Source organism: Pseudomonas sp. CCOS 191, from assembly GCF_001007005.1.
Taxonomy (GTDB): domain Bacteria; phylum Pseudomonadota; class Gammaproteobacteria; order Pseudomonadales; family Pseudomonadaceae; genus Aquipseudomonas; species Aquipseudomonas soli.
Genome location: NZ_LN847264.1, coordinates 4466032 through 4489839, shown reverse-complemented (window position 1 = coordinate 4489839; position 23808 = coordinate 4466032). Strand labels below are relative to the sequence as shown.

Sequence of the window (23808 nt, the reverse complement as noted above, 5' to 3'; positions counted from 1 at the left end):
ATATTCCGAAACACTCTCTTCCCCGAAGACCTGTTCATGCCAGCCATCCCTTCCACCACCGCTTACGTTCTCGCGCCTGTCGCGGACGTGGTCGTGCGTGGCAGCCAGCAGCCGGCCATGATCAGTCACTATCCACCACCTGTCAGTGGCGTGGTAGGCGGCGTAGCTCCGCCTCCTTGCGCAGTCGTGGTGCTGGGCTGACCGGCCGCTGGCCGCTCCCCACCGCACTCGCAACCTACTGAACACGGTCGGCTATCCCCGCAAGTCGCGATAGGCCCTCCGTACGGCTCATTTGCCCGTATACAGGTGGCATACATGTTTGTCCTCAACAAAGCATCCGTGGCCTCGGCGGCCACGACCAGCCTGTTCGTCCTGCTGTGGAGCAGCGGGGCGATCGTCTCCAAGCTTGGCCTGGCCCAAGCCAGCCCCTTCGCCTTCCTGCTGCTGCGTTCGGCCCTGGCGCTGTTCGGTCTGCTGTTGATCGGTCCGTTGCTCGGATTACGTTGGCCGCGTACCCGGGGCGGCATTGTTCGCGCCCTGGGGACCGGCTGCGTATTGCTCGGTGCCTACCAGATCTTCTACCTGCTCGCGCTGAACACTCACGTTACGCCCGGTGTCATGGCCACGGTCATGGGCGTGCAACCGATCCTGACCGTGGTGCTGATGGAGCGTCAGCGGTCCTGGAGCCGATTGTTCGGCCTGGGGCTTGGCCTGGGCGGCCTGGTGATGGTGGTCTACCAGGGTATCAACCTGGGTGGGGTATCCCTTGCCGGGATGCTGTTCGCCCTGCTGGCGCTGGCCAGCATGACCTTGGGCTCGATCCTGCAGAAACGCATTACCGACAATCCCATGGGCACCTTGCCCCTGCAATACATGGCGGGCTTTGCAATGTGCGCGGTGTTCGCGCCGTTGCAGCCGCTGCATGTCCAATGGAACGCCAGTTTCCTCGGCGCGCTGCTGTGGATGGGGCTGGTGGTCTCGTTGCTGGCCACGCTGCTGCTGTACCGGCTGATCGCAAGGGGCAACCTGGTCAATGTCACCAGCCTGTTCTACCTGGTGCCGGCGGTCACGGCGGTGATGGATTTCATCATCTTCGGCAACCGCCTGGCGCCCCTCAGCCTGCTGGGGATGGGACTGATCGTGATCGGCTTGCTGTTCGTGTTCCGTAAACCTGCGTTGCGCACAGCCGAGGCCTGAGTCAACGAGCGGTGGGAGCGGGGCAAGCCCGCTCCCCTTTTTTCAGTGCCGTGCCGGGCGCAGCACCAACCACAGCGCCGCACCGATCAGCAGGCCGCCATACAGGTGCGCCATCGACAGCGGCTCATCCAGCAGCCATGCGCCCCACAGCACGCCGAACACCGGGATCAGGAAGGTCACGGTGCTGGCCTTGACCGGCCCGATTTCGTTCAGCAGGCGGAAGTACAGGATGTAGGCGAACGCCGTGCACAGTAGCCCCAGGCCCAGGAGCGACAGCCATACCTGCCAGCCGCCCCAGCTGGCCGGCGGCTGGGTCAGCGCGCTCCAGGCGAACAGCGGGCTGAGCAGCAAGGTGGCGCCGAGCATGCTGCCCAGCGCCGACAGACGGCTGTCCAGCGTGCCGACCCAGCGCCTTGCCAGAAAGCCCGCGAAGCCGTAGCAGGTGGTGGCGGCCAGGCAGGCCAGTGCGCCTTGCACCAGGGCCATGTCCAGCGCCACTGGGCCGGCACCGCTGAGGATGCCGACACCGAACAGCCCGAGGAAGATCCCGCAGAGCTTGGGCAGGGTCATGGCTTCGCGGAAGAACAAGGCGCCGATCAGCACGCCCATCAGCGGCGTGGTGGCGTTGAAGATCGCCGAATAGCCGGCCGGCAGCACCTGCGCCGCCACGGAATAGAACGTGGCCGGAATGCCCGAGTTGATCATGCCCAGCACCAGGCAGGCGCCCAGCTTGCCCTCGAAGTTCCAGCGCACGCGGGCAGCGGCGAGGATGGCGATCAGTCCCAGGCAGGCGATCGACACGCGGAAGAAGGCGGTCGGCACGGTACCCAGCTCGGGGGCAATGATGCGCATGAACAGGAAGCTGGCGCCCCAGACAGCGGCAAGGGTCAGCAGGCGGGCGAGGGCGATGGGGCTCACGGTGGTCTCCGGCGGTAGGGCAGGGCGCGAGTGTACGTCAGGGCGAGTGGGGGATTCTTGTGCTTTCTTGCTGTGTGAATCCGGGGCCGCCTCACGGGCTTCATCGCCGGCAAGCCGGCTCCCACAGGGCTCGTATCCGACTAAGCTCTCTCGGTGACCATTGCATAGAGGCACGCGCATGACCCCAGCCTGGCCCGCCGTCGATATCGCCCGGATGATCCTCGATGGCTTCGACGACTACCGCGAGCACTTTCGCCGTATCACCCTCGGCGCCCGCGAGCGCTTCGAACAGGCACGCTGGCAGGACATCCAGCACGCCGCCGCAGCGCGCATCAACCTGTACGAAGAGAAGGTCGCCGAGGTCAACGGCTGGCTGCGGCAGCGCTTCGACACTGCGGTGTTGCTGGACGTCGAACAGTGGCCGCTGGTCAAGAACGCCTACATCCGCCTGATCGACCCCCGGCTGGACGACGAGCTGTCCGAGACCTGGTACAACTCGTTGTTCTGCAGCTTGTTCAGCCATGACCTGATCAGTGACGGCTGCATGTTCATCCACACCACCCGGCCGTCGATGCGCGGCCATGAGCGGGCGGCGCAGACGCGCACCTATACGCTGCAGGACGGTCTCAAAGGCTTGTTGCGAGCGATCTTCGCCGACTATGCGTTCGACGTGCCGTATGGCGACCGGGAAGGCGATATCGCGCGCCTGGAGGATCAATTGCGCGAATGCCTGCCCGACTGGGTCTGCAAGGATCCGGCCCTGGCCGTGGAGTTGTTCACCCCGGTGCTCTACCGCAACAAGGGCGCCTACCTGGTCGGTCGGCTGTACACCCCCGACGAGCAGTGGCCACTGGTGATCCCGCTGCTGCACCGCGAGGGGCATGGCATCGAGGCCGATGCGCTGATTACCGACGAGGCGGAGGTGTCGATCATCTTCTCCTTCACCCGTTCGTATTTCATGGTCGATGTGCCGGTGCCGGCGGAGTTTGTCAACTTCCTCAAGCGCATCCTGCCGGGCAAGCACATCGCCGAGCTGTACACCTCGATCGGGTTCTACAAGCATGGCAAGTCGGAGTTCTACCGGGCGCTGATCAACCACCTGGCCAACAGCGACGACCGCTTTGTCATGGCCCCGGGCGTGCGCGGCATGGTCATGAGCGTATTTACCCTGCCGGGCTTCAACACCGTGTTCAAGATCATCAAGGACCGCTTCTCGCCGTCGAAGACTGTCGACCGGGCTACGGTGATCGAGAAATACCGCCTGGTAAAAAGCGTCGACCGCGTCGGGCGCATGGCCGATACCCAGGAGTTCGCCGATTTTCGCTTTCCCCAGGGCAAGTTCGACCCCGATTGCCTGGCGGAACTGCTTGAGGTGGCGCCCTCCACCGTGGCGCTCGAGGGCGACACGGTGCTGATCCGCCACTGCTGGACCGAACGGCGCATGACCCCGCTCAACCTGTACCTCGAACAGGCCAGCGAAGCCCAGGTGCTGGAGGCGCTGGAAGACTATGGGCTGGCGATCAAGCAATTGGCGGCGGCGAACATCTTCCCCGGCGACATGCTGCTGAAGAACTTCGGCGTCACCCGCCATGGCCGGGTGGTGTTCTACGACTACGACGAGATCAGCTACCTCACCGAGGTCAACTTCCGCCATATCCCGCCGCCGCGTTATCCGGAGGACGAGATGTCCGGCGAGCCGTGGTACTCGATCGGGCCGCATGACGTGTTCCCCGAGGAGTTTCCGCCATTCCTGTTCGCCGATATCGGCCAGCGCCGCTTGTTCAGCCGCTTGCATGGCGAGCTGTACGACGCCGATTACTGGAAAGGCCTGCAGGAGGCGATCCGGGCGGGGAAGGTGATCGATGTGTTCCCTTATCGGCGCAAAGGGCGCTAGGTCTCAGGTTTTCAGCCTCTGAGGCACTTGAGCTCGCTGAAGTCCGAACGCACCTTGCTCAGCCGCTGCTGCAGGAATTGCCGCTGGGCCGGGCTGCTCTGTTTCAGCAGATCCACCAGCAGGCTGCGTGCCTGGCGCTCGGTATTCTGGAATGCCTGGCGGTACTCCGGTGTCCACAGGCTTTCCTTGCGCTGCAGCAACTGCGCCAGCCTGGGCTCGAAGCTTGGGCTGGCGCGCTGGTCCATTGCCAGCACCAGTTGCTGCTGCCAGTGGGCGCGGTTGGCGATCCACTGGCGATTCTGGTCACCCAGGGCCTGTGACCAGCTCATCACCCGCAGTCGTTGCTCGGCATCGAGCTCGCCCAGCCAGGGCTCGAGGCGCTTGCGCATGCGTGCGGCACGGTTCTCGACCTGCTTGGCCAATGGTGTGTCGACGTATTCCTTCTGGCGTTTGTCGATGTCCTTGCGAAAAGCCTCGCGCATTTGCGCTACCTGGCTGTCATTCATGCCCTTGAGCAGTTCCGCGGCAGAGGGGGTTATCGCTTCGGTGACCCGGCCGATGGCCTGGCGCGCCTCGACCGTGCGTTGGCGCAGGCTTTCATCGGTGACCGCGTCGTTGGCGACCATCAGCTGCACCCGGTCGAGCCAGTCGAGGTAGCCGGGCAGCTGGGTCTTGCAGTGCCAGGCCAGGTGCGCCTTGAGCCGTTCGTCGAGCAACTGCTTCTGCTCGCGGTTCATGTCCAGGTAGTCGCCCAGCGACCACGGCACCAGGCGATCGAGGTTGCGGTAGGCCAGGTCGATGCGGCTGCAGGCCGTCAGTGCCAGGGCGAAGCCGATGAGCAGGAGCAGGGCTTTGGGCAGGCGAAGGGGCATGAGCGAATCCTTGCTGGGCTGGCCAGGCGGTAGACGCACGGTGGGCCCGACGGTTCCGGCGAATGTGCGCTCGGGCGGCCGGGCGGGTCAGGTGTTAGAATAGCCGCCTTGTCTTGAGGATCTTCGGAAATGGCTCTGCTTGGGCGTTACAACAGTTTGCAAATCGTGAAACACGTGGAGTTCGGCCTGTACCTGGACGGCGGCGCCGATGGCGAAATCCTCCTGCCGCGGCGCTACTTCCCCAAGGATGCCGAGCTGGAGCTGGACGATTGGCTCAACGTGTTCATCTACCTGGACAGCGAAGACCAGCTGATCGCCACCACCGAAAAGCCGAAAATGCAGGTGGGCGAGTTTGCCAGCCTCAAGGTCAAGGACATCAACGGCGCGGGCATCTTCCTCGACTGGGGCCTGTCCAAGGACCTGCTGATGCCTTACTCGGAAGAGTCACGGCAACTGAAGATCGGCGACTACTGCGTGGTCCATGCCTACCTGGACAAGCGCACCCGGCGTATTACCGCCACCGCCAAGCTGGACCGTTACCTGGACCGCACCCCGGTGGACTACAGCGTCGGCCAGCCGGTCGAGCTGCTGGTGGCCGGCGAGACGCCGATGGGCTTCAAGGCGATCATCAACAACCGCCACTGGGGCCTGATCCACAAGAACGAGGTGTTCAAGTTCCTGCGTTCGGGCATGCACGAGAAGGGCTTCATCAAGGAAGTGCGCGCCGACGGCAAGATCGCCCTGAGCCTGCAGCCGGTGGGCCAGGCCTTGGCCGACAGCCTGCACGAACAGATCATGCAGCGCCTGGAGGCCAACGGTGGTGTGCTGCCGGTGTGCGACAAGAGCGACCCGGCGCTGATCAGCCAGATGTTCAACGTGAGCAAGGGCAACTTCAAGAAAGCCATCGGCGCGTTGTTCAAGCAGGGCCGCATCGTCATCCATGACGATCGCATCGAGCGGGCCTGATCAGCCCTGCACGAAGGTGCTGAAGTCCAGCTGCTCGCCACCCGGGCGGGTGTCGCGCAGCAGTGAGTCGCGGTCTGCGCTCAGGGCCAGGCTGATGGTCGAACGGCGTTTGCCGGGGTTGCGCACTTCCATCTGCTCCTGATGAGCCTTGAGGAAGTTGGTGGGCACCTTGAGGTGCTGCAGCCCGTCGTTCTCGGGGGTGTGCAGCAGCAGGTTGACCCAGTCGGGCTGGCCCTTGCGCAGCAGTGCAACCGGCACTTCGAACCACCACAGGTTGCGCTTGGTGTCGAGAATGGCGAACAGGGTGTTGGCACTGGTGAGTACCGGTTTGGCCAGCGCCTCGTTACGGCGAGCGATGGCGGTGGGTTTGTCGAGTTTCATGCAGGTTCCTGCGGGTTGACGCGAGTAAGGCCTGCCATTGTGGGGTGGGGCTTATCGCGGGGCAAGCCCGCTTCCCCGAAATCAGCGAACCCGGACCGTGCAAGCGTATCGAGCCCAGCCAATTGCCGTTTGGCTGACAGGGTGCAAATGAATTGAAACTCTGGCCAATGGCCTTGGGTCGATCAGATGTCGACACGATTTCCCGTGTCTTTCCCCCGAGGAGACATCCCATGAGTGGCACCAAGGACAAAGCGAAGGGCCTGGCCAACGAGGCCGTGGGCAATATCAAGCAGGGCGTCGGCAAGGTGACCGACAATGACAAGCTGCGCGCCGAGGGCAAGGCCCAGGAACTGAAAGGCGAGGCGCAACAGGCCGTGGGCAAGGTCAAGGATGCCGTGAAGAAACCTTGATCGCCGCAGCCTGGCCGCGGGGCAAGCCCGCTCCCGCAAGATGGGGGCGGGCTTGCCCCGCGCTTGCTTTGTACTGTGCGCAAGGTACAAGCGAACAGCACGCCCGCCGTCTGGTCTATTAGACTTGCAGCATTGCCATTCCGATCAAGCGGCGAAAGGAGACGCTATGATTTTCCCCGACCTGCGCGGCCTGCCCCTGCACCGCGTGTTGGTGCGCACCGTCAAGGAGTTCCTCGATGACGAGATGTCCACCTATGCCTCCGCGCTGGCCTACCAGATGCTGTTCTCGCTGTTCCCCTTCCTGCTGTTCCTGATCGCCCTGATCGGTTTCCTGCATCTGCCGGACTTCTTCTCCTGGCTGCGCCTGCAGTCGGAACTGGTGCTGCCGCCCCAGGCCCTGGAGCAGGTCAACCCGGTGATCGACCAGTTGCAGCAGTCCAAGGGCGGGCTGCTGTCGGTGGGTATCGTGATTGCCCTGTGGACTGCCTCGGCGGGCGTGCGCCTGATGATGAGCGCGATGAACGCGGCCTACGACGTGCCCGAGGGGCGGCCGGTGTGGAAGCGCATTCCGCTGTCGGTCATCTATACCGTGGGCATCGCCGGCATGCTCCTGGCAGCGGCGGCGCTGATGGTGCTGGGGCCGCAGGTGATGGAGTGGATCGCTTCCCAGGTCGGGCTGGAGGAGGCGGTCGTCATCGTCTGGACCATCCTGCGCTGGCCGGCGATCATCATTCTGATGATGGTGGCGGTGGCGCTGATCTACTACGTGATGCCCGACGTGAAGCAGAAATTCCGTTTCATCACCCCAGGTTCGGTGCTGGCGGTGGTGGTGTGGATCGTCGCCTCGCTGGGCTTCGCCTACTACGTGAAGACCTTTGCCGACTACAACGCCATGTATGGCAGTATCGGGGCGATCATCGTGCTGTTGCTGTACTTCTACATCTCCGCCGCAGTGCTGCTGTTGGGCGCCGAGATGAACGCGGTGATCGAGCACATGTCGGCCGAGGGCAAGAACCCCGGCGAAAAGGAATTCGAGCAGGACAACCCGCAACAGAGCATCACCGTGCTCGGCCATGAGCACCCGGTGACACCCGAACCCCAGACCCGCGAGCCGAATACCTGATGATCCGCGACATTCTCAAGATGGGCGATGAACGCCTGCTGCGCATCGCCCCGCCGGTTCCCGAGCACATGATCGGCAGCCCGGAGCTTGCGCAACTGATCGACGACATGTTCGAGACCATGGCCCATGTCGGTGGTGTCGGCCTGGCCGCGCCGCAGATCGGCATCGACCTGCAACTGGTGATCTTCGGCTTCGAACGCAGCGAGCGTTACCCGGACGCCGAGCCGGTGCCACGCACCATCCTGCTCAACCCGGTGATCACGCCGCTGGCCACGGAGGTCGAGGACGGCTGGGAGGGTTGCCTGTCGGTGCCCGGCTTGCGTGGCGTGGTGCCGCGCTACAAGCACATCAGCTATTCGGGCATCGATCCGCAGGGCAACCCGATCAACCGCTTTGCCGACGGCTTCCACGCCCGGGTGGTGCAGCATGAGTGCGATCACCTGATCGGTCGTTTGTATCCTTCGCGCATCCAGGACTTCAGCAAGTTCGGCTACACCGAGGTGCTGTTCCCCGGGCTCGACGTGGCCGACGACTGACCCCGCCTCATCGCCAGCAGGGCCTTGCTGCGCTGGTAGCGGGCCAGGCGTGAGGCCAGGGCCTCGGGCAGGGTGGTTGTCGGTGTGAAGGCCAGGCGCTGGTAGAAAGGCGCCAAATCCGGGTGGCAGAACAGCCAGGTCGCAGCGTTGCTTTCGGCCAGCGCCGCGTCTATCAGCCGGGATGCGATCTGCTGGCCGCGCCACTGCGGGGCGACGAACAGGCCGGTCAGCCAGTGATCGCCACCAATGGGCGTCAGGTTCATCCCACCGATTATTTCTGCGGCACGCGCCACCCATTGCTCGCCTTCACCGGCGGCGCGCATGCGCGAGCCGTGCTGGCGGTAGAAATGGTCCAGCAGGCGGCGCTGGGTTGGGGGAAGGCGAGTGCAGGTCAGGGGGAGCATGCTTGGTTCACGCGGTGTGGCTATCTCAGGCAGGAATTCATCTGTGCTTTGTCGCAGATTGTTGCAAATGCGGCAAGGGTGAATGTCCGACTCCGGGGTTCAACTATTTCAGGCGCGGAGTAGACTTTCACTCATCCCCCCGGCAGTACGATAAAGCGGGATCGGTACTTCGTGTCATCTTCGCAGTCGATGACAACTTCTCCGGGCCATTGACGGCGTCAGAAGTCACGCGATCAGCTTGATAGCCATCAAGGTCGACACCCATGAAAGCCTTACTGATTCTTGCATTGGTCGGTATGTCCCCGTTCGCCTTCGCGGACCAGGCCAAGACCGCAGACACCCAGCCCGTGGTCGAGCAGTACGACTATTCCACCAACCTCGACATCAAGCGCGTGATCAGCCTGTCGACGATCCCCAACGTCTGTGAAGTGGTGCCCGCCACCATGACCTACGAGGATCATCAAGGGCAGGTCCACACCCTCCAGTACCGTGCATTGGGTGAGGGTTGCCGGCTGAATTGAGCCGCGTGGCCGAGACAAGGCTCGTGGGAGCGGGCTTGCCCCGCGATGGCGTTCAGCCGAGTATCACGTGCAATCGCGGGTCAGGCCCGCTCCCACCAGTTCCAATCCTTGCTTCAATTGCGCCCGGCTGTGCGCCGCCGACAGGCTGATCCGCACGGCCCTGACGCTGTCGGTGCCTACCGCGAACACGCTGGCCGGCACGATCTCCACCCCGTGTTCCCGACACCGCGCAACCAGCGCCTGGGCGTCTCCAGGCGTGGCCAGCCAGATGTGCGGCGACGGCACGCCCTCGGCGGGCAGCGCCTCGCCAAGCACCGCCCGCGCCAGGCGCCAGCGTTCGCCCAGTTCCTCCCGTTGCCAGGCCAGCCGTCGGGCGGCAGTGCCATCCGCGATCCATTGGCAGGCGATGCGCAGGTTCAGCGGCGACACCGACCAGTGGGTGGCCTGGGCATAGGGATCGATCTGCTCCAGCAACGCTGGCCGGGCCACGATCCAGCCCAGGCGCAAGCCGGCGGCGACGGTCTTGGACAGGCTGCTGATCAGCACGCCACGGCCTTCGAGCAAGGGGTAGAGTGGTGGCCGGTCGGTCAAGGCGCCATACACGTCATCCTCGATGACCAGCAGTTGGTGGCGCCTGGCGACTTGCGCCAGCGCCAGGCGCCGGGCCTCGCCCATGCACGCTCCGGTCGGGTTGTGCAGGGTAGGGGTGGTGACCAATACCCGCGCGCCGCTCGCGCGGACCACACGGTCCAGTTCGTCCGGGAGCAGGCCTTGCTCATCCAGGGCCACGCCGTGCACGGGCAGGCGCAACTGGCGACAGGCCGCCTTGATGCCCGGGGCGGTCAACGCCTCGACCATCACCGGCTCGCCCGCCTGGCACAACGACTGCAACACAAGCGTCAGCGCCTGCTGGGCGCCCCCGCAAAGCAGCACGTCCTCTGGCGCCAGGTCCAAACCGCGGTTGCCCAGCCAGCGCGCCCCCTCGATCCGCCCCAGCAGCAACTGCTCGGGCCCCAGGTAATGGTCGAGCAGGGCGGTATCGCCCTGTTCGAGCAGCCTGCGCAGGCTGTGCTCGAGGTCGAGATTGCAGGGATCGGCCACCGGCACATTGGTCGACAGGTCGATCACTGGGTGCTGGCGGCTGGGTTGCTTGAGGCGAAACAGCGTCGCTTCCTTGCTGCTGGCCAGCACATAGGTGCCGCGTCCCACCTCCCCGGACACCAGATGCCGCGCCGCTGCTTCTCGGTAGGCCTGCTGCGTGGTGCTCGGGTTCAGGCCCAGCGCCCAGGCGAGGCGGCGTTGCGGGGGCAGGCGTTCACCCACCTTCAGTTCACCCTGTTCGATGGCGTTGGCGATGGCCTCGACCAGTGCCTGGTAGCGCGGCTGGTCGTTGGCCGGGAGGCTCGGAATCCACACGAAATTGCTACCCATGCAATATTTATTTGGACCCATACAATGCCCGGCGCTTAGGATCGGTTCAACCCCATACCGATGAAGGACGTTCGCCATGTTCGACTTGCCCGCCCTGCGCGAAGCCGCCGCTTTCGTTCACCAGCACGTGCCGCCGACCCCACAGCACGCCTGGCCGCTGCTGGCCGAGCGGCTGGGTTGCCAGCTGTGGGTCAAGCACGAGAACCATGCGCCCACGGGGGCCTTCAAGGTGCGCGGCGGGCTGGTCTATGTCCGCTCGCTGTTGGCCAGTGGCGCAGTCCCCCGTGGCCTGGTTACCGCCACCCGCGGCAATCACGGCCAGAGCATGGCCCTGGCGGCGCGCCAGGCCGGCTTGCCGCTGGTGATCGTGGTGCCAGAGGGCAATTCACGGGAGAAGAACGCCGCCATGCGCGCCCTCGGCGCGGAGCTGGTGGAGCATGGCGTGGACTTCGATGTGGCCCGGGAAGAGGCGGCGCGCCTGGCCGATGCGCGGGGCTTTGCCATGGTTCCCTCGTTCCATCCGGAGCTGGTGCGTGGCGTGGCCACCTATGCCCTGGAGCTGTTCGAGGCGGTGGCCGACCTGGATTGCGTGTACGTGCCGATCGGCATGGGGTCGGGTATCTGTGGGTTGATCCAGGCGCGCAACCTGTTGGGGTTGTCCACCGAGATCGTCGGCGTGGTATCCACTGCGGCAGACGCTTATGCCCAGAGCTTCGAGCTGGGGCGCATCGTCACCACCGCCAGCGCCGATACCTTCGCTGACGGCATGGCCTGCCGTGTGCCGCATCCCGAGGCCTTTGCCCTGGTACGCGAGCATGCTGCACGCATCGTGCGGGTGAGCGACGAGGAGATCGCCGAAGCCATGCGCCTCTACCACGAAACCACCCACAACACCGCCGAAGGTGCCGGCGCCGCCGCCCTGGCTGCACTGATGCAGGAGCGTGGGCGTCAGGCGGGTAAGCGGGTGGCGGTGGTGCTCAGTGGCGCGAACGTGGATCGCGGGCGCTATGCGCAGGTGTTGATGGATATGAAAGATCCTGTATGAAAGTGTTGAAAGGAGGTGCTATCTTTATTTGATAGCATTTTCCGATGAACACTCGATATCGCAAGATTCTGGACAGCATCTTCAGAGCTCCGACCACACCCACATTGCCGTTCGCCGAAATCGAGGCTCTGGTACTGCATCTTGGCGGCCAGGTGCTGGAGCGGCAGGGTTCCAGGGTCAAGATGCTGTTGGGCGAGCAGTGCTGGCGCTGCCACCGCCCCCATCCTGGCAAGGAAGCCAGGCGATATCAGCTAGAAGAGGCCCGCGAGTTCCTGCTGCGGGCGGGAGTCCGACCATGAGCTGCATGCGATACAAAGGGTATGCCGCCCGCATCGAGTACGACGCGCGTGACGATATTTTCGTCGGCCGCGTGCTCGGCCTGCGGGACATCATCAGCTTCCACGCCAGCGCCGTGCCTGCGTTGCACGAGGCGTTCCGTGAGGCACTCGACGACTACCTGGCCGATTGTGCCGAACAGGGCGTCACTCCCGAAAAACCGGCCTCGGGCAAGGTCATGTTGCGTATCCGCCCAGAAGTGCACGCTGCCGCCAGCCTTGCCGCCAGGGTTGCCGGCAAGAGCCTGAACCAATGGGCCGACGAGGTCTTCGAGCAGGCGGCGATGGCCTGACCTGCAAAATCCTCCTGTACCGCCAGGGGGCATTCAGGTTCAATCGCTGACTTTCGTCCGCAGTCGAGCCTGCCATGCCCTTTTCCAATGGTTTCCTCCTCAGCCTGTCCCTGTGCCTGGACATCGGCGTGGCCAACATCGCCATGATTACCCTGGCCATGCAGCGGGGGTTTCTTCAGGGTTTCTGGCTTGGGCTGGGGACCTGCGTCGGCGATCTCATCTACGCCATTGCGGCCCTGGCCGGCATGACCGTTTTGCTGCAGTTCGAAAGCGTGCGCTGGACGTTGTGGCTGGGGGGCTCCGCGTTATTGGCGTGGTTCGCGGTGAAGATGCTGCTGGCGGCGTGGCGCGGCGGGCACCTGGAGTCGCGTGGCCAGGTAGTGGTCGAATCGGGCTGGCGCGAATTCCTGCGCGGGATCTTCCTGGCCATGTCATCGCCCAGCGCGATTCTCTGGTTTGCCGCAGTCGGCGGCGTGCTGATCTCCCGCTCCGGCGCCGGCAGCGCGCTGGATGCAGGCCTGTTCCTCGGTGGCTTCTTTGCCGCCGGGCTGCTCTGGTGTGTCTCGTTGTGCGGTATCGCCAGTCATGGCGGGCGGTTGCTTGGCGATCGCCTGCTGACCTGGTCGTACCTGTTGTCGGCGGCGATCTTCTGCTATTTCGCAGGTTACGTGGTGCTCTCCGGTTACCGCGAATTCATCCTGGCAGTACCGGCCTGATCATTCTGGCGGTTCTGTGCTGCTGACAGTTTTTTCTCATCGGGTTGTCGATTCTCCATTTTCCCGTTCGACCATGGGTGAAGGCGCCGGAATGCACCGGCGCCAATCATTGTTGAACGCTGGGAGGAAGTACTGATGAACAGCGCAGCCGAAACTGAACTTCGTGAACTGATCGAGCAGTGGATGCAGGCCGTGCGCGCGCGTGACGTGGACCGTATCGTGGCACCCTATGACGACGACATTCTCGCCTTCGATGCCATCCAGGCCCTGCAGTTCAAGGGCAAGGCCGCCTACCGCGCACACTGGGAAATGTGCATGGGCATGTGCACGGGGCCGATGGTCTTCGAACTGGCAGAGCTGAAGGTATACGCCGACGGCGACCTGGCCCTGGCCCATTGGCTCAACCGCTGTGGCCCGGCCGACGACGAAAGACTGTGCGGCTTCATGCGCGCCACGGTCGGCTATCGGCGCAGCGGCGGCCAATGGCAAGTGATCCACGAGCATTGGTCGGCGCCGTTCGACATGGAAACGCAAAAAGCCTTGTTCGACCTCAAGCCCTGATACCGCTCATCGCCCACCGCACCGAGCCGACCTGCTGGAGACGATCATGAAATACCTGTGCCTGGTCTATTGTGATGAAGCGCTGTTGCACAGCTTGCCCGACAGCCCCGAAGACGCCGAATGCATGGCCTACGCCGAATCCATCCAGGGCAGCGGGCGGATGCTCGCCGCCGAGGCGCTCAAGCCTGTGCAGACGGCCACCACGGTACGTGTACGCGCCGGGCGCATGAGCCTGACCGATGGCCCGTTCGCCGAAACCAAGGAGCAACTGGCCGGTTTCTACCTGGTCGACGCCCGTGACCTCAACGAGGCGCTGAACATCGCCAAGGGCATCCCGGCAGCCCGGGTGGGCAGCGTCGAGGTTCGGCCGGTGCGTGAACTGCAACCCTGACGCAACGGGAGAAAAGCCGCATGAGTCAGCAGGGAAAGCCCGATTGATGGTGGGGGAAGCGCAAGTCCGCCAGGAGGTGGAGGCTGTCTACCGCCGCGATTCGCGGCGGATCCTGGCGACCCTCATCCGCCTGCTGGGGGACTTCGACCTGGCCGAGGAGGCCATGCACGATGCCTTCTTCATTGCCGTGCAGCGCTGGCAGCGCGATGGTATCCCCGACAACCCGCGGGCCTGGCTGGTGTCTGTCGGCCGCTTCAAGGCCATCGATGCGCTGCGCCGAAGTGCCCGCTTCGACCGCTCCCAGGCCGACCTGATCATGTTGCTCGAACGCGAAGCCGACGATCCGGGCGAGCAGACGTTGCTGGCCGATGACCGTCTGCGGCTGATCTTTACCTGCTGCCACCCGGCACTGGCCTCTGACGCCCAGGTACCGCTGACCCTGCGCGAGGTGTGTGACCTGACCACCGAGCAGATCGCCCGTGCCTTCCTGCAAAGCCCGGCCACCATCGCCCAGCGCATCGTGCGTGCCAAGGCCAAGATCCGCGATGCGAAGATTCCCTATCAGGTGCCGGAGCTGAGCGAGCTGCCCGAGCGCCTGGAAAGCGTGCTGCGGGTCATCTACCTGGTGTTCAACGAAGGCTATTCGGCCTCGGCGGGCGAAGATGTCACCACCCGCGAGCTGACCGATGAGGCAATCCGCCTGGGGCGCCTGGTGGCCCAGTTGCTGCCCGATGCCGAAGTGCATGGCCTGCTGGCGCTGATGCTGCTCCAGGCATCGCGGCAGAGGGCGCGCAGCACCGCCGATGGCGAGCTGGTGCTGCTGGATGAGCAGGATCGCAGCCTGTGGGATCGCGGGCAGATCGAAGAGGGCAGCCAGCTGGTCCAGCAGGCACTGCGCAGTCGCGACTTCGGGCCGTATACCGTGCAGGCGGCCATAGCCGCGGTGCATGCCGAAGCACCCAGCGCCGAGGCCACGGATTGGGACGAGATCATCGGCCTGTACGATGTGCTGCAGCGCCACTGGCCATCAGCGGTGGTGGAGCTGAACCGGGCGGCGGCGCTGGCCAGGCGGGACGGCGCCCAGGTGGGGTTGCAGGCGGTGGAGGCAATCCTGCAGCGGGGCGAGCTGGGTGATTACCACCTGGCCCATGCCGCGCGCGCCGAACTGCACCGGCAGCTGGGCAACCTCGATCAGGCCCGGGATGCCTGGAGGCAAGCGCTGACGCTTACCCGCCAGGGGCCGGAACGGCGGCATATCGAACGGCGGTTACGCGAACTGGGCTGAGCTATCGCCAGCGTGCCCGCGATGGCCGGCGTGGTGAATCAGCTGGCGACAAAGTTCGGCGGGCTGACCAGCTCGACCGTCTGCTGCTTGCGCGGCGCGAGGATCTCGGCCTCGCCACTGACGACCAGCTCATCGTTCTGGTTGTACACATTGGTGGCGATGCGCACCTTGAACTTGGGCAGCTTCTCGAGAATTTCCAGGCGCACGGTCAGCTCATCGCCGATCTTCACTGGCTTCTGGAAGCTCATCTGCTGGCCCAGGTAGATGGTGCCCGGGCCAGGCAGGGTGCAGGCGACAGCGGCGCTGATCAGCGCGCCACTGAACATGCCATGGGCGATGCGTTCGCGGAACATGCTCTTGGCGGCGAATTCGGCATCCAGGTGCACCGGGTTGTGGTCGCCGGACATGGCGGCGAACAGCTGGATGTCGCGCTCTTCGACAGACTTCTTGTACTCAGCTTTCTGGCCGACTTCGAGGGCTTCGTAAGGGGTGTTGGTGACCTGGGTCATCGAGGCTTCCTTGTAGGGCGGGCGAGGTGGCCGATCATTCACTGCGGGCAGGGCGGCCAAGGGCCAGCGCCTGCTCCAGCCAGCCGATGATCTCGGCGGTGACCTCGTCGCGATGGGTTTCGTTGAGCACTTCGTGGCGTGCGCCGGGGTAGATGCGCAACTGTACATGACGGTTGCCGGTCGCGCGCAGGGCGTCGGCCAGATGGATGAGACGCTTGCCGGCACTCACCGGATCACATTCGCCGCCGAGCACCAGGATGGGCAGGTTCGGGTCGATCTGCCCGAGATGCCTGGGCTGGCTGATCTGCGCCAGCCCCTGCAGCAGGTCGAGCCACAGCTGGTTGCTGCAACGGAAGCCGCACAAGGGGTCGGCGATGTACTTGTCCACTTCCCCGGCATCGCGGCTGAGCCAGTCGAACGCCGTGCGGTTGGGTTTGAAGGCCTTGTTGAACGAGCCGAACGACAGCCAGTCGATCAGCGCGCTCTTGCCCAGGGGGCCTTGGCGCCACGCTTCGAAGCGGGCGATCAGGCGCGCGGCCCGGTACAGTGCCACTGGCTGGAAGTTCGAACCGCTGAGGATCGCGCCTTGCAGGCTGGCGCTGTGGTGCAGCAGGTAGGCCTGGGCGATGTAGCTGCCCATGCTGTGGCCGAACAGGAACAACGGGGTGCCCGGGAACTGCTGGCCGACGTGCTGGGCCAACAGGCCCAGGTCGTTGACTACGGCATTCCAGCCATTATGGCGGGCGAACAGGCCCAGGCTGCCCAGCTCGGCGGTACGGCCATGGCCGCGCAGGTCGGGGGCGAGCAGCGCGTAGCCGGCAGCGTTGAGGGCATGCCCCAGGCGCTGGTAGCGCCCGGCATGCTCGGCCATGCCGTGGGCCAGCAACACCACGGCCTTGACCGGCGTGGCGGGCAGCCATTGATGAACATGGAGGCTGCAATGCTCGCTGGCGGGGAGCCAGAAGGCGTCATGGGGCATGGCGGATCCTTGCGCGCGGAGGTTCGCCAACAGTGTATGCGCAAAGCGCTCGATTGCAGGAAGGGCAGAAAAGAGATTCACAATGTTAATGGCGGCACTTGGCGTATTTGCCACCCTCGACAGAGCTGCTAACGTCGGCTGAACACCTTTTTGCCATCAGGCGATCAGGTCAGGGACGTCCCGGTAGAGGAACAACAATAAATGCAAGCCGATTTCTGGAACGACAAGCGCCCGGCGGGCGTGCCTTCCACCATTGACATGAATGCCTATACGTCAGTCGTCGACGTTTTCGAGCGCTCCTGCAAGCGCTTCGCCGACCGGCCGGCATACAGCAACCTCGGCGTCACCCTGAGCTACGCGGACCTCGACCGTTACTCGGCGGCCTTTGCCGGCTGGTTGCAGCAGCACACCGACCTGGTGCCGGGCGACCGCATCGCGGTGCAGATGCCCAATGTCCTGCAATACCCCATCGCGGTGTTCGGCGCCATGCGTGCCGGCTTGATCGTGGTCAACACCAACCCGCTGTACACCGAGCGCGAGATGCGCCATCAGTTCAAGGACTCCGGCGCCCGCGCGCTGGTGTACCTGAACATGTTCGGCAAGCGCGTGCAGGAGGTGCTGCCCGACACCGGCATCGAGTACCTGATCGAAGCGAAGATGGGCGACTTGCTGCCGGCGGCCAAGGGCTGGCTGATCAACACCGTGGTCGACAAGCTGAAGAAAATGGTACCGGCCTACCAGTTGCCCCAGGCGGTGTCGTTCAAGCAGGTCCTGCGCCAGGGGCAACGTATCAGTCACCAGGCGGTGGTGCAGACACTCGATGATGTCGCGGTGCTGCAGTACACCGGCGGGACCACGGGCCTGGCCAAGGGGGCCATGCTCACCCACGGCAACCTGGTGGCCAACATGCTTCAGGTCCTGGCCTGTTTCGGCCAGCACGGGCCCGATGGCCAGCCGCTGATCAAGCAAGGGCAGGAGGTGATGATCGCGCCGCTGCCGCTGTACCACATCTATGCCTTTACCGCGAACTGCATGTGCATGATGGTGACCGGCAATCACAACGTGCTGATCACCAACCCCCGCGACATTCCTGGGTTCATCAAGGAACTGGGCAAGTGGCGGTTCTCGGCGCTGGTAGGCCTGAATACCCTGTTCGTCGCGCTGATGGACAACCCGGGGTTCAAGTCGCTGGATTTCTCCGCGCTGAAGATCACCAATTCCGGCGGCACCGCGCTGGTCAAGGCCACCGCCGAGCGCTGGGAGGCGCTCACGGGTTGCCGCATCGTCGAAGGCTACGGCCTGACCGAGACCTCGCCTGCGGCCAGCACCAACCCCTATGGCCAGCTGGCGCGCCTGGGAACGGTGGGGATCCCGGTGCCTGGCACGGGGTTCAAGGTGATCGACGATGACGGCCATGAACAACCGTTGGGCGAGCGCGGCGAGTTGTGCATCAAGGGGCCGCAGGTGATGAAGGGCTATTGGCAGCAGCCGGAGGCTACCGCCCAGGTGCTGGACAGCGAAGGCTGGCTGAAGACCGGCGACATTGCGATCATCGATCCGGATGGTTACACCCGGATCGTCGACCGCAAGAAAGACATGATCATCGTCTCGGGCTTCAACGTGTATCCCAACGAGATCGAGGACGTGGTGATGGGGCATCCGCAGGTGGCCAGCTGCGCGGTGATCGGCGTGCCGGACGAGCGTACCGGCGAAGCGGTGAAGCTGTTCGTGGTGCCGCGTGCGGGCGGGGTGAGCGTCGATGAGCTCAAGGCGTTCTGCAAGAGCAACTTCACCGGTTACAAGGTGCCCAAGCACATCGTGCTGCGCGAGTCGTTGCCGATGACCCCGGTGGGCAAGATCCTGCGTCGGGAATTGCGGGACATCGCCTGAAGGTAGGAGCGGCGGTGCGATTTGTCCCGCGATTGCGTCAGCCTGGGCGACAGTGTTGCCATGAATGACGCCATCGCGGGCCAGGCGCGCTCTCACAGATCCTCTCTAGGCCCGGGCTTTGAGGCGGATTCGCGACATTTTGTATAATTACTCTAAAAATGACCTGTATTGTTCATTGAGTCATTTTTGTGACCCGTCGGCCCATTTCGGCCTCTAGGCGACCCCTTGCAAAGCTGTTACTCTCGGCGCGCTTTCAGAGGATCCGGTTTGCAATGAACCGGCGTCTCATATCAATAATAAGCGCATCGACGCATACCGAATTCGCTGTTGCTGAAGGAGCGGGCTTCCATGATCGAACATTTTTGGAAGGATAAGTACCCAGCCGGGGTCACGGCGGACATCAATCCTGACGAATTCCCCAATATCCAGGCGGTACTCAAGCAATCCTGCCAACGCTTTGCCGACAAACCTGCCTTTAGCAACCTGGGCAAGACCATCACCTACGGCGAGCTGTACACCTTGTCCGGTGCCTTCGCCGCCTGGCTGCAGCAGCACACCGACCTGAAGCCGGGTGACCGCATCGCGGTCCAGTTGCCCAACGTCCTGCAGTACCCTGTCGCCGTGTTCGGCGCCATGCGTGCCGGGCTGATCGTGGTCAACACCAACCCGCTGTACACCGCGCGGGAGCTGGAGCACCAGTTCAACGATTCCGGCGCCAAGGCGCTGGTGTGCCTGGCCAACATGGCTCACCTGGCGGAAAAGGTGGTGCCCAAGACCCAGGTCAAACACGTCATTGTCACCGAAGTGGCCGACTTGTTGCCACCACTCAAGCGCCTGCTGATCAACAGCGTCATCAAGTACGTGAAGAAAATGGTGCCGGCCTACCACCTGCCGGGCGCGGTGCGCTTCAACGACGCGCTGGCGCTGGGCAAGGGCGGCGCGGTCACCGAGGCCAACCCGCAGCCCGGCGACGTCGCCGTGCTGCAGTACACCGGCGGCACCACCGGCGTGGCCAAGGGCGCGATGCTCACCCATCGCAACCTGGTGGCCAACATGCTGCAGTGCCGTGCGCTGATGGGCTCGAACCTGCACGAAGGTTGCGAGATCCTCATCACTCCGCTGCCGCTGTATCACATCTACGCCTTCACCTTCCATTGCATGGCCATGATGCTGATCGGCAACCACAACGTGCTGATCAGCAACCCGCGCGACCTGCCGGCGATGGTCAAGGAACTGGGCAAGTGGAAGTTCAGCGGCTTCATCGGCCTCAACACGCTGTTCGTCGCCCTGTGCAACAACGAGACCTTCCGCAACCTCGATTTCTCGGCGCTGAAGATCACCCTGTCCGGCGGCATGGCTCTGCAGCAGAGCGTGGCCGAGCGCTGGAAGGCGGTGACTGGTTGCGCCATCTGCGAAGGCTACGGCATGACCGAGACCAGCCCGGTGGCGGCGGTCAATCCGACCTCGGCCAACCAGTTGGGCACCATCGGCATCCCGGTGCCGTCCACCCTGTGCAAGATCGTCGACGACAACGGCCAGGAACTGCCCCTGGGCGAGGTGGGCGAGCTGTGCATCAAGGGGCCGCAGGTGATGAAGGGCTACTGGCAGCGTGAAGACGCCACCGCCGAGATCATCGACAGCAACGGCTGGCTGAAAACCGGTGACATTGCCCTGATCCAGCCGGACGGCTACATGCGCATCGTCGACCGCAAGAAAGACATGATCCTGGTGTCCGGTTTCAACGTGTACCCCAACGAGCTCGAAGACGTGCTGGCCGCGCTGCCGGGCGTGATGCAGTGCGCCGCCATCGGTATCCCGGACGAGAAATCCGGCGAAGTGATCAAGGTGTTCATCGTGGTCAAGCCTGGCATGACGCTGACCAAGGAACAGGTCATGGAGCACATGCGCGCCAACGTCACCGGCTACAAGGTGCCCAAGGCCATCGAGTTCCGCGATGCGCTGCCGACCACCAACGTCGGCAAGATCCTTCGCCGCGAGCTGCGTGACGAAGAGCTGAAGAAGCAGGGCCTGAAAAAGATCGCCTGATCTGCAGCCTGCTTTGGGATTGGAACGTGGGAGCGGCGGTGCGCCGATGCGACTTGCCCCGCGATAGCGTCAGGTCAGGCAACGTTGTTGCCCGAGTCGACGCCATCGCGGGTCAAGTCGCACCGGCGCACCGCCGCTCCCGTTTTGTGTTATGAAGCTCAGCGCAGCTTTTCCAGCATCTGGTAGTACCACATTCCCGCCGCCAGCAGCGGATTGCCCAGCAAGTCGCCCATCGGCACCTTGATGTGCTTGCACGCCGCGAAGGTATCGAACTTCTCCAGCGTCCCGGTCAAGGCCTCGGCCATGATCTCGCCCATGATGTGGCTGGTGGCGATGCCGTGCCCGGAGTACCCCTGGCAGTACCAGACGTTGTCCGACAGCTTGCCCAGTTGTGGGATGCGGTTGACCACGATGCCCATGGCGCAGCTCCACTGGAACTCGATCGGCACGCCCTTGAGCGCCGGGAAGGTGCGCTCGATGCATGGGCGCAGCTCGCCCTCGATGTCTCGCGAATCGCGTCCGGAGTAGTTGGCGCCGCCGCCGAACAGCAGGCGTTTGTCGGCGGTCAGGCGGTAGTAGTCGAGGACGAAGCGGCAGTCGTACACGGCCAGATCCTGCGGGTTGATCTGGTCGGCCAGGTCGCCCAGTGGCGCGGTGGTGACGATGCCGCCCATGGCCGGGAAGATCTTGCCCTTGAGCTGGCGTTTTTCCAGTTTGTGGTAGACGTCGCCGGCCAGCATCACCTGGCGTGCCTCGATGCGCCCGTTGGCGGTAACCACGGCCGGGCGGGGGCCGTGGATGATCTCCAGCACTTCGGAATTCTCGAACACCAGCGCGCCGAGGCCATGGGCGGCGCGGGCTTCGCCCAGGCACAGGTTGAGCGGATGCAGGTGCAGGTTGCGGCGGTTCTTCAACGCGCCGAGGTACAGCGGGCTTTGCAGGTGCTGCTGCATGGCCTCGCGGTCGAGCAATTGCACCAGGCCGCCCATGCCGCGGCGCTGGGCTTCGGCTTCGAAGGCGCGCAGTTCGGTCATGTGCGACGGTTTCATCGCCGCGTGCAGGTGGCCGTGCTTGAGGTCGCACTGGATGCCGTAGCGTTCGACACGCTGTTCGATGATCTGGTGGCCGCGCCAGCGGAGGTGCCAGATGAAGTCGTCCACCTCGGCGCCCAGACGGTCGCGCATCTGCGTGCGCATGGCCTCGTCGCCCGACAGGCTGCCGGTGACCTGGCCACCGTTGCGCCCGCTGGCGCCCCAGCCGATGCGGTTGGTCTCGACGATGGCTACCTTCAGGCCACGCTCGGCCAGCTCCACCGCAGTGGCCACGCCGGTGAAGCCGCCGCCGATGATCGCCACGTCCACCTGCACCGTGCCCTTGAGCGTGGGGTATTCGGTCGCGTCATTGAGGGTGGCGCTGTAGTAGGACGGCGCACGCTGTGCCGGCCTGTTGTTGACTGCTGCGTTCATGGGTGTTCCTTGTTGTAGTTCGTCTGTCAGGCCTGGTGCAGGTACCAGCGCCAGTCCTGTTCGCCGACTTCGGCCATGAACTGGCGGTACTCGGCGCGCTTGACCTTCAGGTACACGCCGAGGAAGGCCTCGCCCAGCGCCTCCCGGGCCCAGGCCGACTGCTCCAGGGTTTCCAGGGCAGTCAGCCAGTCGGTGGGCAGGTACTCGCTGGCCTGGGCATAGCCGTTGCCTTCGACCGGCGCGCCGGGATCGAGCTGTTCGCGGATGCCCTGGTGCGCGGCAGCAAGTATCGCGGCGGCGGCCAGGTAGGGGTTGGCGTCGGCGCCGCAGATACGGTGCTCCACATGCCGGCTGTTGGCCGGGCCGCCGGGCACGCGCAGGCTGACGGTGCGGTTGTCCACGCCCCAGGTCGGCGCCAGCGGGGCATAGCTGTTGGCCTGGAAGCGGCGGAACGAGTTGGCGTTGGGGCAGAACAGCAGCAGCGACTCACGCAGGTGACGCAGCATGCCGGCCACCGCCTGGCGCAACAGTGGGGTGCCGGCCTTGTCTTCGCTGGCGAATAGGTTGTTGCCAGCGGCGTCCGCCAGGCTCAGGTGCATGTGCATGCCGGTGCCGGCCAGTTGCGCGAACGGCTTGGCCATGAAGCACGCCTGCATGCCATGGGCATTGGCAGTGCCCTTGACCAGACGCTTGTAGCGCACGGCCTGGTCCATGGCCTGGAGCGCATCGCCGTGCTCCAGGGTAATTTCCACCTGCCCCGGGGCGTACTCGGAGATCGCCGTGCGCACAGGGATGTCCTGGGCCTTGCAGGCAGCATACAGATCGGCAAGGAACGGTTCGATCTGCTCCAGCTCGCGCAAGCCATAGACCTGGGTACCGCGCGGGCGGCCGCCGTCGCTGTCCAGCGCCGGCTGTGGCCGGCCCTGGCTATCGCGCTGCTGGTCGAGCAGGTAGAACTCCAGCTCGCAGGCCATCACTGGGTGATAACCCTCGGCCTTGAGGGCGTCGATCACCCGCAGCAGCACATGACGCGGATCCGCCACGCTGGCCGGCAGGCCTTCGCTGGGGTGCATGCTGACCTGCACGGCGGCGGTCGGCACCCGGCGCCAGGGCAGGCGCACCAGGCTGCCATCCAGCGGGTAGGCGCGGCAGTCGATGTCGCCGACGTCCCAGACCAGACCGGAGTCTTCCACGTCGTCGCCGTTGAGGGTCAGGCCGAGGATGGTGCTGGGCAGCGGGCGGCCGCTTTCGAACACGGCCAGCAGTTCCTCGCGATGCAGCAGCTTGCCGCGGGGTACGCCGTTGGCGTCGAGGATGAACAGTTCGATCAGGTCGATATCGGGGTTGTCGGCCAGGAAACGCCTGGCTTGCTCGGCAGGGGCAAAGTGCATGGTGGATTCGCTCTGGGGCACACGGGACCGCCGCGCAGGCGAGCGGTCAGGCTGAGTCAATCGGCCAGAGGATGGCCGGGTCGGGTCAGGAGTGCGTGAGCGACGTGTCCGGTGGGCGCGCGTGACGGCAATGCCACAGCGCCCAGAACGCCAGGATGATATGGACCAACGGATTTTCACCGGCACGGGCCCGAGCCTTCGGCAGCGAAGGGTAGGGCAGCGGGCGGGCGATCATCGGGTCGGGAAGC

At 64.5% G+C, this 23808-nt stretch carries 25 protein-coding genes; 16 read left to right on the top strand and 9 right to left on the bottom strand.

Annotation, left to right across the window (positions count from 1 at the left end; all coding sequences use genetic code 11):
* Positions 1-315 precede the first annotated feature (315 nt).
* Positions 316-1197 (top strand): DMT family transporter, encoded by an 882-nt coding sequence (locus tag CCOS191_RS19895; RefSeq protein ID WP_046856669.1) that lies wholly within the window; start codon positions 316-318, stop codon positions 1195-1197.
* Between the two features lie 42 nt (positions 1198-1239).
* On the opposite strand, the gene CCOS191_RS19890 is transcribed toward CCOS191_RS19895, so the two are convergent.
* A complete protein-coding gene (locus CCOS191_RS19890; protein WP_038705615.1) occupies positions 1240-2115 on the bottom strand; it encodes a DMT family transporter in 876 nt (291 codons plus the stop codon).
* A gap of 178 nt (positions 2116-2293) precedes the next feature.
* On the opposite strand from CCOS191_RS19890, the gene aceK reads away from it, so the two are divergent.
* On the top strand, positions 2294-4009 hold the full coding sequence (gene aceK / locus CCOS191_RS19885) for a bifunctional isocitrate dehydrogenase kinase/phosphatase (protein WP_046856668.1): 1716 nt from the start codon (positions 2294-2296) through the stop codon (positions 4007-4009).
* An 11-nt stretch (positions 4010-4020) separates the two neighbouring features.
* On the opposite strand, the gene CCOS191_RS19880 is transcribed toward aceK, so the two are convergent.
* Positions 4021-4881 (bottom strand): DUF6279 family lipoprotein, encoded by an 861-nt coding sequence (locus CCOS191_RS19880; RefSeq protein ID WP_046856667.1) that lies wholly within the window; start codon positions 4879-4881, stop codon positions 4021-4023.
* Positions 4882-5010: 129 nt separating this feature from the next.
* Here CCOS191_RS19880 and CCOS191_RS19875 point away from each other — a divergent pair, with 129 nt between their 5' ends.
* Positions 5011-5847 (top strand): CvfB family protein, encoded by an 837-nt coding sequence (locus CCOS191_RS19875; RefSeq protein WP_023629535.1) that lies wholly within the window; start codon positions 5011-5013, stop codon positions 5845-5847.
* Here CCOS191_RS19875 and CCOS191_RS19870 read toward each other — a convergent pair whose 3' ends face one another.
* Positions 5848-6228 carry a hypothetical protein gene (locus CCOS191_RS19870; RefSeq protein ID WP_023629534.1) on the bottom strand — a complete coding sequence of 127 codons (381 nt, stop codon included), beginning with the start codon at positions 6226-6228 and terminating at the stop codon, positions 5848-5850.
* A 230-nt stretch (positions 6229-6458) separates the two neighbouring features.
* On the opposite strand from CCOS191_RS19870, the gene CCOS191_RS19865 reads away from it, so the two are divergent.
* The 3 genes from CCOS191_RS19865 (at position 6459) to def (ending at position 8297) form a co-directional block, all read left to right on the top strand.
* Positions 6459-6638 carry a CsbD family protein gene (locus CCOS191_RS19865; RefSeq protein ID WP_023629533.1) on the top strand — a complete coding sequence of 60 codons (180 nt, stop codon included), beginning with the start codon at positions 6459-6461 and terminating at the stop codon, positions 6636-6638.
* A 166-nt stretch (positions 6639-6804) separates the two neighbouring features.
* Positions 6805-7761 carry a YihY/virulence factor BrkB family protein gene (locus CCOS191_RS19860; protein WP_046856666.1) on the top strand — a complete coding sequence of 319 codons (957 nt, stop codon included), beginning with the start codon at positions 6805-6807 and terminating at the stop codon, positions 7759-7761.
* Positions 7761-8297, top strand: a complete 537-nt coding sequence (def, locus tag CCOS191_RS19855) for a peptide deformylase (protein ID WP_031314713.1) — start codon at positions 7761-7763, stop codon at positions 8295-8297. The genes CCOS191_RS19860 and def overlap by 1 nt, the downstream gene beginning before the upstream one ends.
* Here the strand turns inward: def and CCOS191_RS19850 are convergent.
* Positions 8252-8701, bottom strand: a complete 450-nt coding sequence (locus tag CCOS191_RS19850; protein ID WP_231867451.1) for a GNAT family N-acetyltransferase — start codon at positions 8699-8701, stop codon at positions 8252-8254. The two genes, def and CCOS191_RS19850, sit on opposite strands and share 46 nt — an antisense overlap.
* A gap of 263 nt (positions 8702-8964) precedes the next feature.
* On the opposite strand from CCOS191_RS19850, the gene CCOS191_RS19845 reads away from it, so the two are divergent.
* Positions 8965-9222 (top strand): DUF2790 domain-containing protein, encoded by a 258-nt coding sequence (locus tag CCOS191_RS19845; RefSeq protein WP_023629531.1) that lies wholly within the window; start codon positions 8965-8967, stop codon positions 9220-9222.
* 63 nt (positions 9223-9285) lie between these two features.
* Here CCOS191_RS19845 and CCOS191_RS19840 read toward each other — a convergent pair whose 3' ends face one another.
* Positions 9286-10653, bottom strand: a complete 1368-nt coding sequence (locus CCOS191_RS19840) for an aminotransferase-like domain-containing protein (protein WP_231867450.1) — start codon at positions 10651-10653, stop codon at positions 9286-9288.
* Between the two features lie 76 nt (positions 10654-10729).
* On the opposite strand from CCOS191_RS19840, the gene CCOS191_RS19835 reads away from it, so the two are divergent.
* From CCOS191_RS19835 to CCOS191_RS19805, 7 genes are all read left to right on the top strand, one after another.
* Entirely contained in the window at positions 10730-11698 is a 969-nt protein-coding gene (locus CCOS191_RS19835) for a threonine dehydratase (RefSeq protein ID WP_046856665.1), read from the top strand.
* Between the two features lie 44 nt (positions 11699-11742).
* Positions 11743-11997 carry a type II toxin-antitoxin system HicA family toxin gene (locus tag CCOS191_RS19830; protein WP_046856664.1) on the top strand — a complete coding sequence of 85 codons (255 nt, stop codon included), beginning with the start codon at positions 11743-11745 and terminating at the stop codon, positions 11995-11997.
* Complete coding sequence (locus tag CCOS191_RS19825) at positions 11994-12326, top strand: type II toxin-antitoxin system HicB family antitoxin (protein ID WP_023631069.1); 333 nt, start codon at positions 11994-11996, stop codon at positions 12324-12326. The genes CCOS191_RS19830 and CCOS191_RS19825 overlap by 4 nt, the downstream gene beginning before the upstream one ends.
* A gap of 74 nt (positions 12327-12400) precedes the next feature.
* Positions 12401-13042 (top strand): LysE family translocator, encoded by a 642-nt coding sequence (locus tag CCOS191_RS19820; protein ID WP_046856663.1) that lies wholly within the window; start codon positions 12401-12403, stop codon positions 13040-13042.
* Between the two features lie 135 nt (positions 13043-13177).
* Positions 13178-13603 carry a YybH family protein gene (locus CCOS191_RS19815; RefSeq protein WP_046856662.1) on the top strand — a complete coding sequence of 142 codons (426 nt, stop codon included), beginning with the start codon at positions 13178-13180 and terminating at the stop codon, positions 13601-13603.
* Between the two features lie 46 nt (positions 13604-13649).
* Positions 13650-13994 carry a YciI family protein gene (locus tag CCOS191_RS19810; protein ID WP_023631072.1) on the top strand — a complete coding sequence of 115 codons (345 nt, stop codon included), beginning with the start codon at positions 13650-13652 and terminating at the stop codon, positions 13992-13994.
* 46 nt (positions 13995-14040) lie between these two features.
* Positions 14041-15279 (top strand): RNA polymerase sigma factor, encoded by a 1239-nt coding sequence (locus CCOS191_RS19805; RefSeq protein ID WP_046856661.1) that lies wholly within the window; start codon positions 14041-14043, stop codon positions 15277-15279.
* A 38-nt stretch (positions 15280-15317) separates the two neighbouring features.
* Here CCOS191_RS19805 and CCOS191_RS19800 read toward each other — a convergent pair whose 3' ends face one another.
* Both CCOS191_RS19800 and CCOS191_RS19795 read right to left on the bottom strand, forming a co-directional pair.
* The gene (locus tag CCOS191_RS19800; RefSeq protein ID WP_023631542.1) at positions 15318-15788 is read right to left on the bottom strand and encodes a MaoC family dehydratase; all 471 of its coding nucleotides are present in this window, start codon (positions 15786-15788) and stop codon (positions 15318-15320) included.
* Positions 15789-15822: 34 nt separating this feature from the next.
* Positions 15823-16767: an alpha/beta hydrolase gene (locus CCOS191_RS19795; protein ID WP_046856660.1), complete on the bottom strand. Its 945-nt coding sequence runs from the start codon at positions 16765-16767 to the stop codon at positions 15823-15825.
* 201 nt (positions 16768-16968) lie between these two features.
* Here CCOS191_RS19795 and fadD2 point away from each other — a divergent pair, with 201 nt between their 5' ends.
* A complete protein-coding gene (gene fadD2, locus CCOS191_RS19790; protein ID WP_046856659.1) occupies positions 16969-18657 on the top strand; it encodes a long-chain-fatty-acid--CoA ligase FadD2 in 1689 nt (562 codons plus the stop codon).
* 348 nt (positions 18658-19005) lie between these two features.
* A complete protein-coding gene (gene fadD1, locus CCOS191_RS19785) occupies positions 19006-20703 on the top strand; it encodes a long-chain-fatty-acid--CoA ligase FadD1 (RefSeq protein ID WP_046856658.1) in 1698 nt (565 codons plus the stop codon).
* Positions 20704-20861: 158 nt separating this feature from the next.
* Here fadD1 and CCOS191_RS19780 read toward each other — a convergent pair whose 3' ends face one another.
* Entirely contained in the window at positions 20862-22169 is a 1308-nt protein-coding gene (locus CCOS191_RS19780) for an NAD(P)/FAD-dependent oxidoreductase (protein ID WP_046856657.1), read from the bottom strand.
* A gap of 26 nt (positions 22170-22195) precedes the next feature.
* The gene (locus tag CCOS191_RS19775; RefSeq protein WP_046856656.1) at positions 22196-23560 is read right to left on the bottom strand and encodes a glutamine synthetase family protein; all 1365 of its coding nucleotides are present in this window, start codon (positions 23558-23560) and stop codon (positions 22196-22198) included.
* Between the last annotated feature and the right edge of the window lie 248 nt (positions 23561-23808).

Bases quoted from the DNA above. Each gene is read 5' to 3' on its own strand.
- CCOS191_RS19795 (WP_046856660.1), bottom strand. From the start codon at position 16,767: ATGCCCCATGACGCCTTCTGGCTCCCCGCCAGCGAGCATTGCAGCCTC.
- aceK (WP_046856668.1), top strand. From the start codon at position 2,294: ATGACCCCAGCCTGGCCCGCCGTCGATATCGCCCGGATGATCCTCGAT.
- CCOS191_RS19860 (WP_046856666.1), top strand. From the start codon at position 6,805: ATGATTTTCCCCGACCTGCGCGGCCTGCCCCTGCACCGCGTGTTGGTG.
- CCOS191_RS19780 (WP_046856657.1), bottom strand. From the start codon at position 22,169: ATGAACGCAGCAGTCAACAACAGGCCGGCACAGCGTGCGCCGTCCTAC.
- def (WP_031314713.1), top strand. From the start codon at position 7,761: ATGATCCGCGACATTCTCAAGATGGGCGATGAACGCCTGCTGCGCATC.
- CCOS191_RS19870 (WP_023629534.1), bottom strand. From the start codon at position 6,228: ATGAAACTCGACAAACCCACCGCCATCGCTCGCCGTAACGAGGCGCTG.
- CCOS191_RS19835 (WP_046856665.1), top strand. From the start codon at position 10,730: ATGTTCGACTTGCCCGCCCTGCGCGAAGCCGCCGCTTTCGTTCACCAG.
- CCOS191_RS19875 (WP_023629535.1), top strand. From the start codon at position 5,011: ATGGCTCTGCTTGGGCGTTACAACAGTTTGCAAATCGTGAAACACGTG.
- CCOS191_RS19830 (WP_046856664.1), top strand. From the start codon at position 11,743: ATGAACACTCGATATCGCAAGATTCTGGACAGCATCTTCAGAGCTCCG.
- CCOS191_RS19880 (WP_046856667.1), bottom strand. From the start codon at position 4,881: ATGCCCCTTCGCCTGCCCAAAGCCCTGCTCCTGCTCATCGGCTTCGCC.
- CCOS191_RS19820 (WP_046856663.1), top strand. From the start codon at position 12,401: ATGCCCTTTTCCAATGGTTTCCTCCTCAGCCTGTCCCTGTGCCTGGAC.
- CCOS191_RS19805 (WP_046856661.1), top strand. From the start codon at position 14,041: ATGGTGGGGGAAGCGCAAGTCCGCCAGGAGGTGGAGGCTGTCTACCGC.
- CCOS191_RS19825 (WP_023631069.1), top strand. From the start codon at position 11,994: ATGAGCTGCATGCGATACAAAGGGTATGCCGCCCGCATCGAGTACGAC.
- CCOS191_RS19800 (WP_023631542.1), bottom strand. From the start codon at position 15,788: ATGACCCAGGTCACCAACACCCCTTACGAAGCCCTCGAAGTCGGCCAG.
- CCOS191_RS19895 (WP_046856669.1), top strand. From the start codon at position 316: ATGTTTGTCCTCAACAAAGCATCCGTGGCCTCGGCGGCCACGACCAGC.
- fadD1 (WP_046856658.1), top strand. From the start codon at position 19,006: ATGATCGAACATTTTTGGAAGGATAAGTACCCAGCCGGGGTCACGGCG.
- CCOS191_RS19845 (WP_023629531.1), top strand. From the start codon at position 8,965: ATGAAAGCCTTACTGATTCTTGCATTGGTCGGTATGTCCCCGTTCGCC.
- CCOS191_RS19850 (WP_231867451.1), bottom strand. From the start codon at position 8,701: ATGCTCCCCCTGACCTGCACTCGCCTTCCCCCAACCCAGCGCCGCCTG.
- CCOS191_RS19840 (WP_231867450.1), bottom strand. From the start codon at position 10,653: ATGGGTAGCAATTTCGTGTGGATTCCGAGCCTCCCGGCCAACGACCAG.
- CCOS191_RS19865 (WP_023629533.1), top strand. From the start codon at position 6,459: ATGAGTGGCACCAAGGACAAAGCGAAGGGCCTGGCCAACGAGGCCGTG.
- CCOS191_RS19810 (WP_023631072.1), top strand. From the start codon at position 13,650: ATGAAATACCTGTGCCTGGTCTATTGTGATGAAGCGCTGTTGCACAGC.
- CCOS191_RS19775 (WP_046856656.1), bottom strand. From the start codon at position 23,560: ATGCACTTTGCCCCTGCCGAGCAAGCCAGGCGTTTCCTGGCCGACAAC.
- fadD2 (WP_046856659.1), top strand. From the start codon at position 16,969: ATGCAAGCCGATTTCTGGAACGACAAGCGCCCGGCGGGCGTGCCTTCC.
- CCOS191_RS19815 (WP_046856662.1), top strand. From the start codon at position 13,178: ATGAACAGCGCAGCCGAAACTGAACTTCGTGAACTGATCGAGCAGTGG.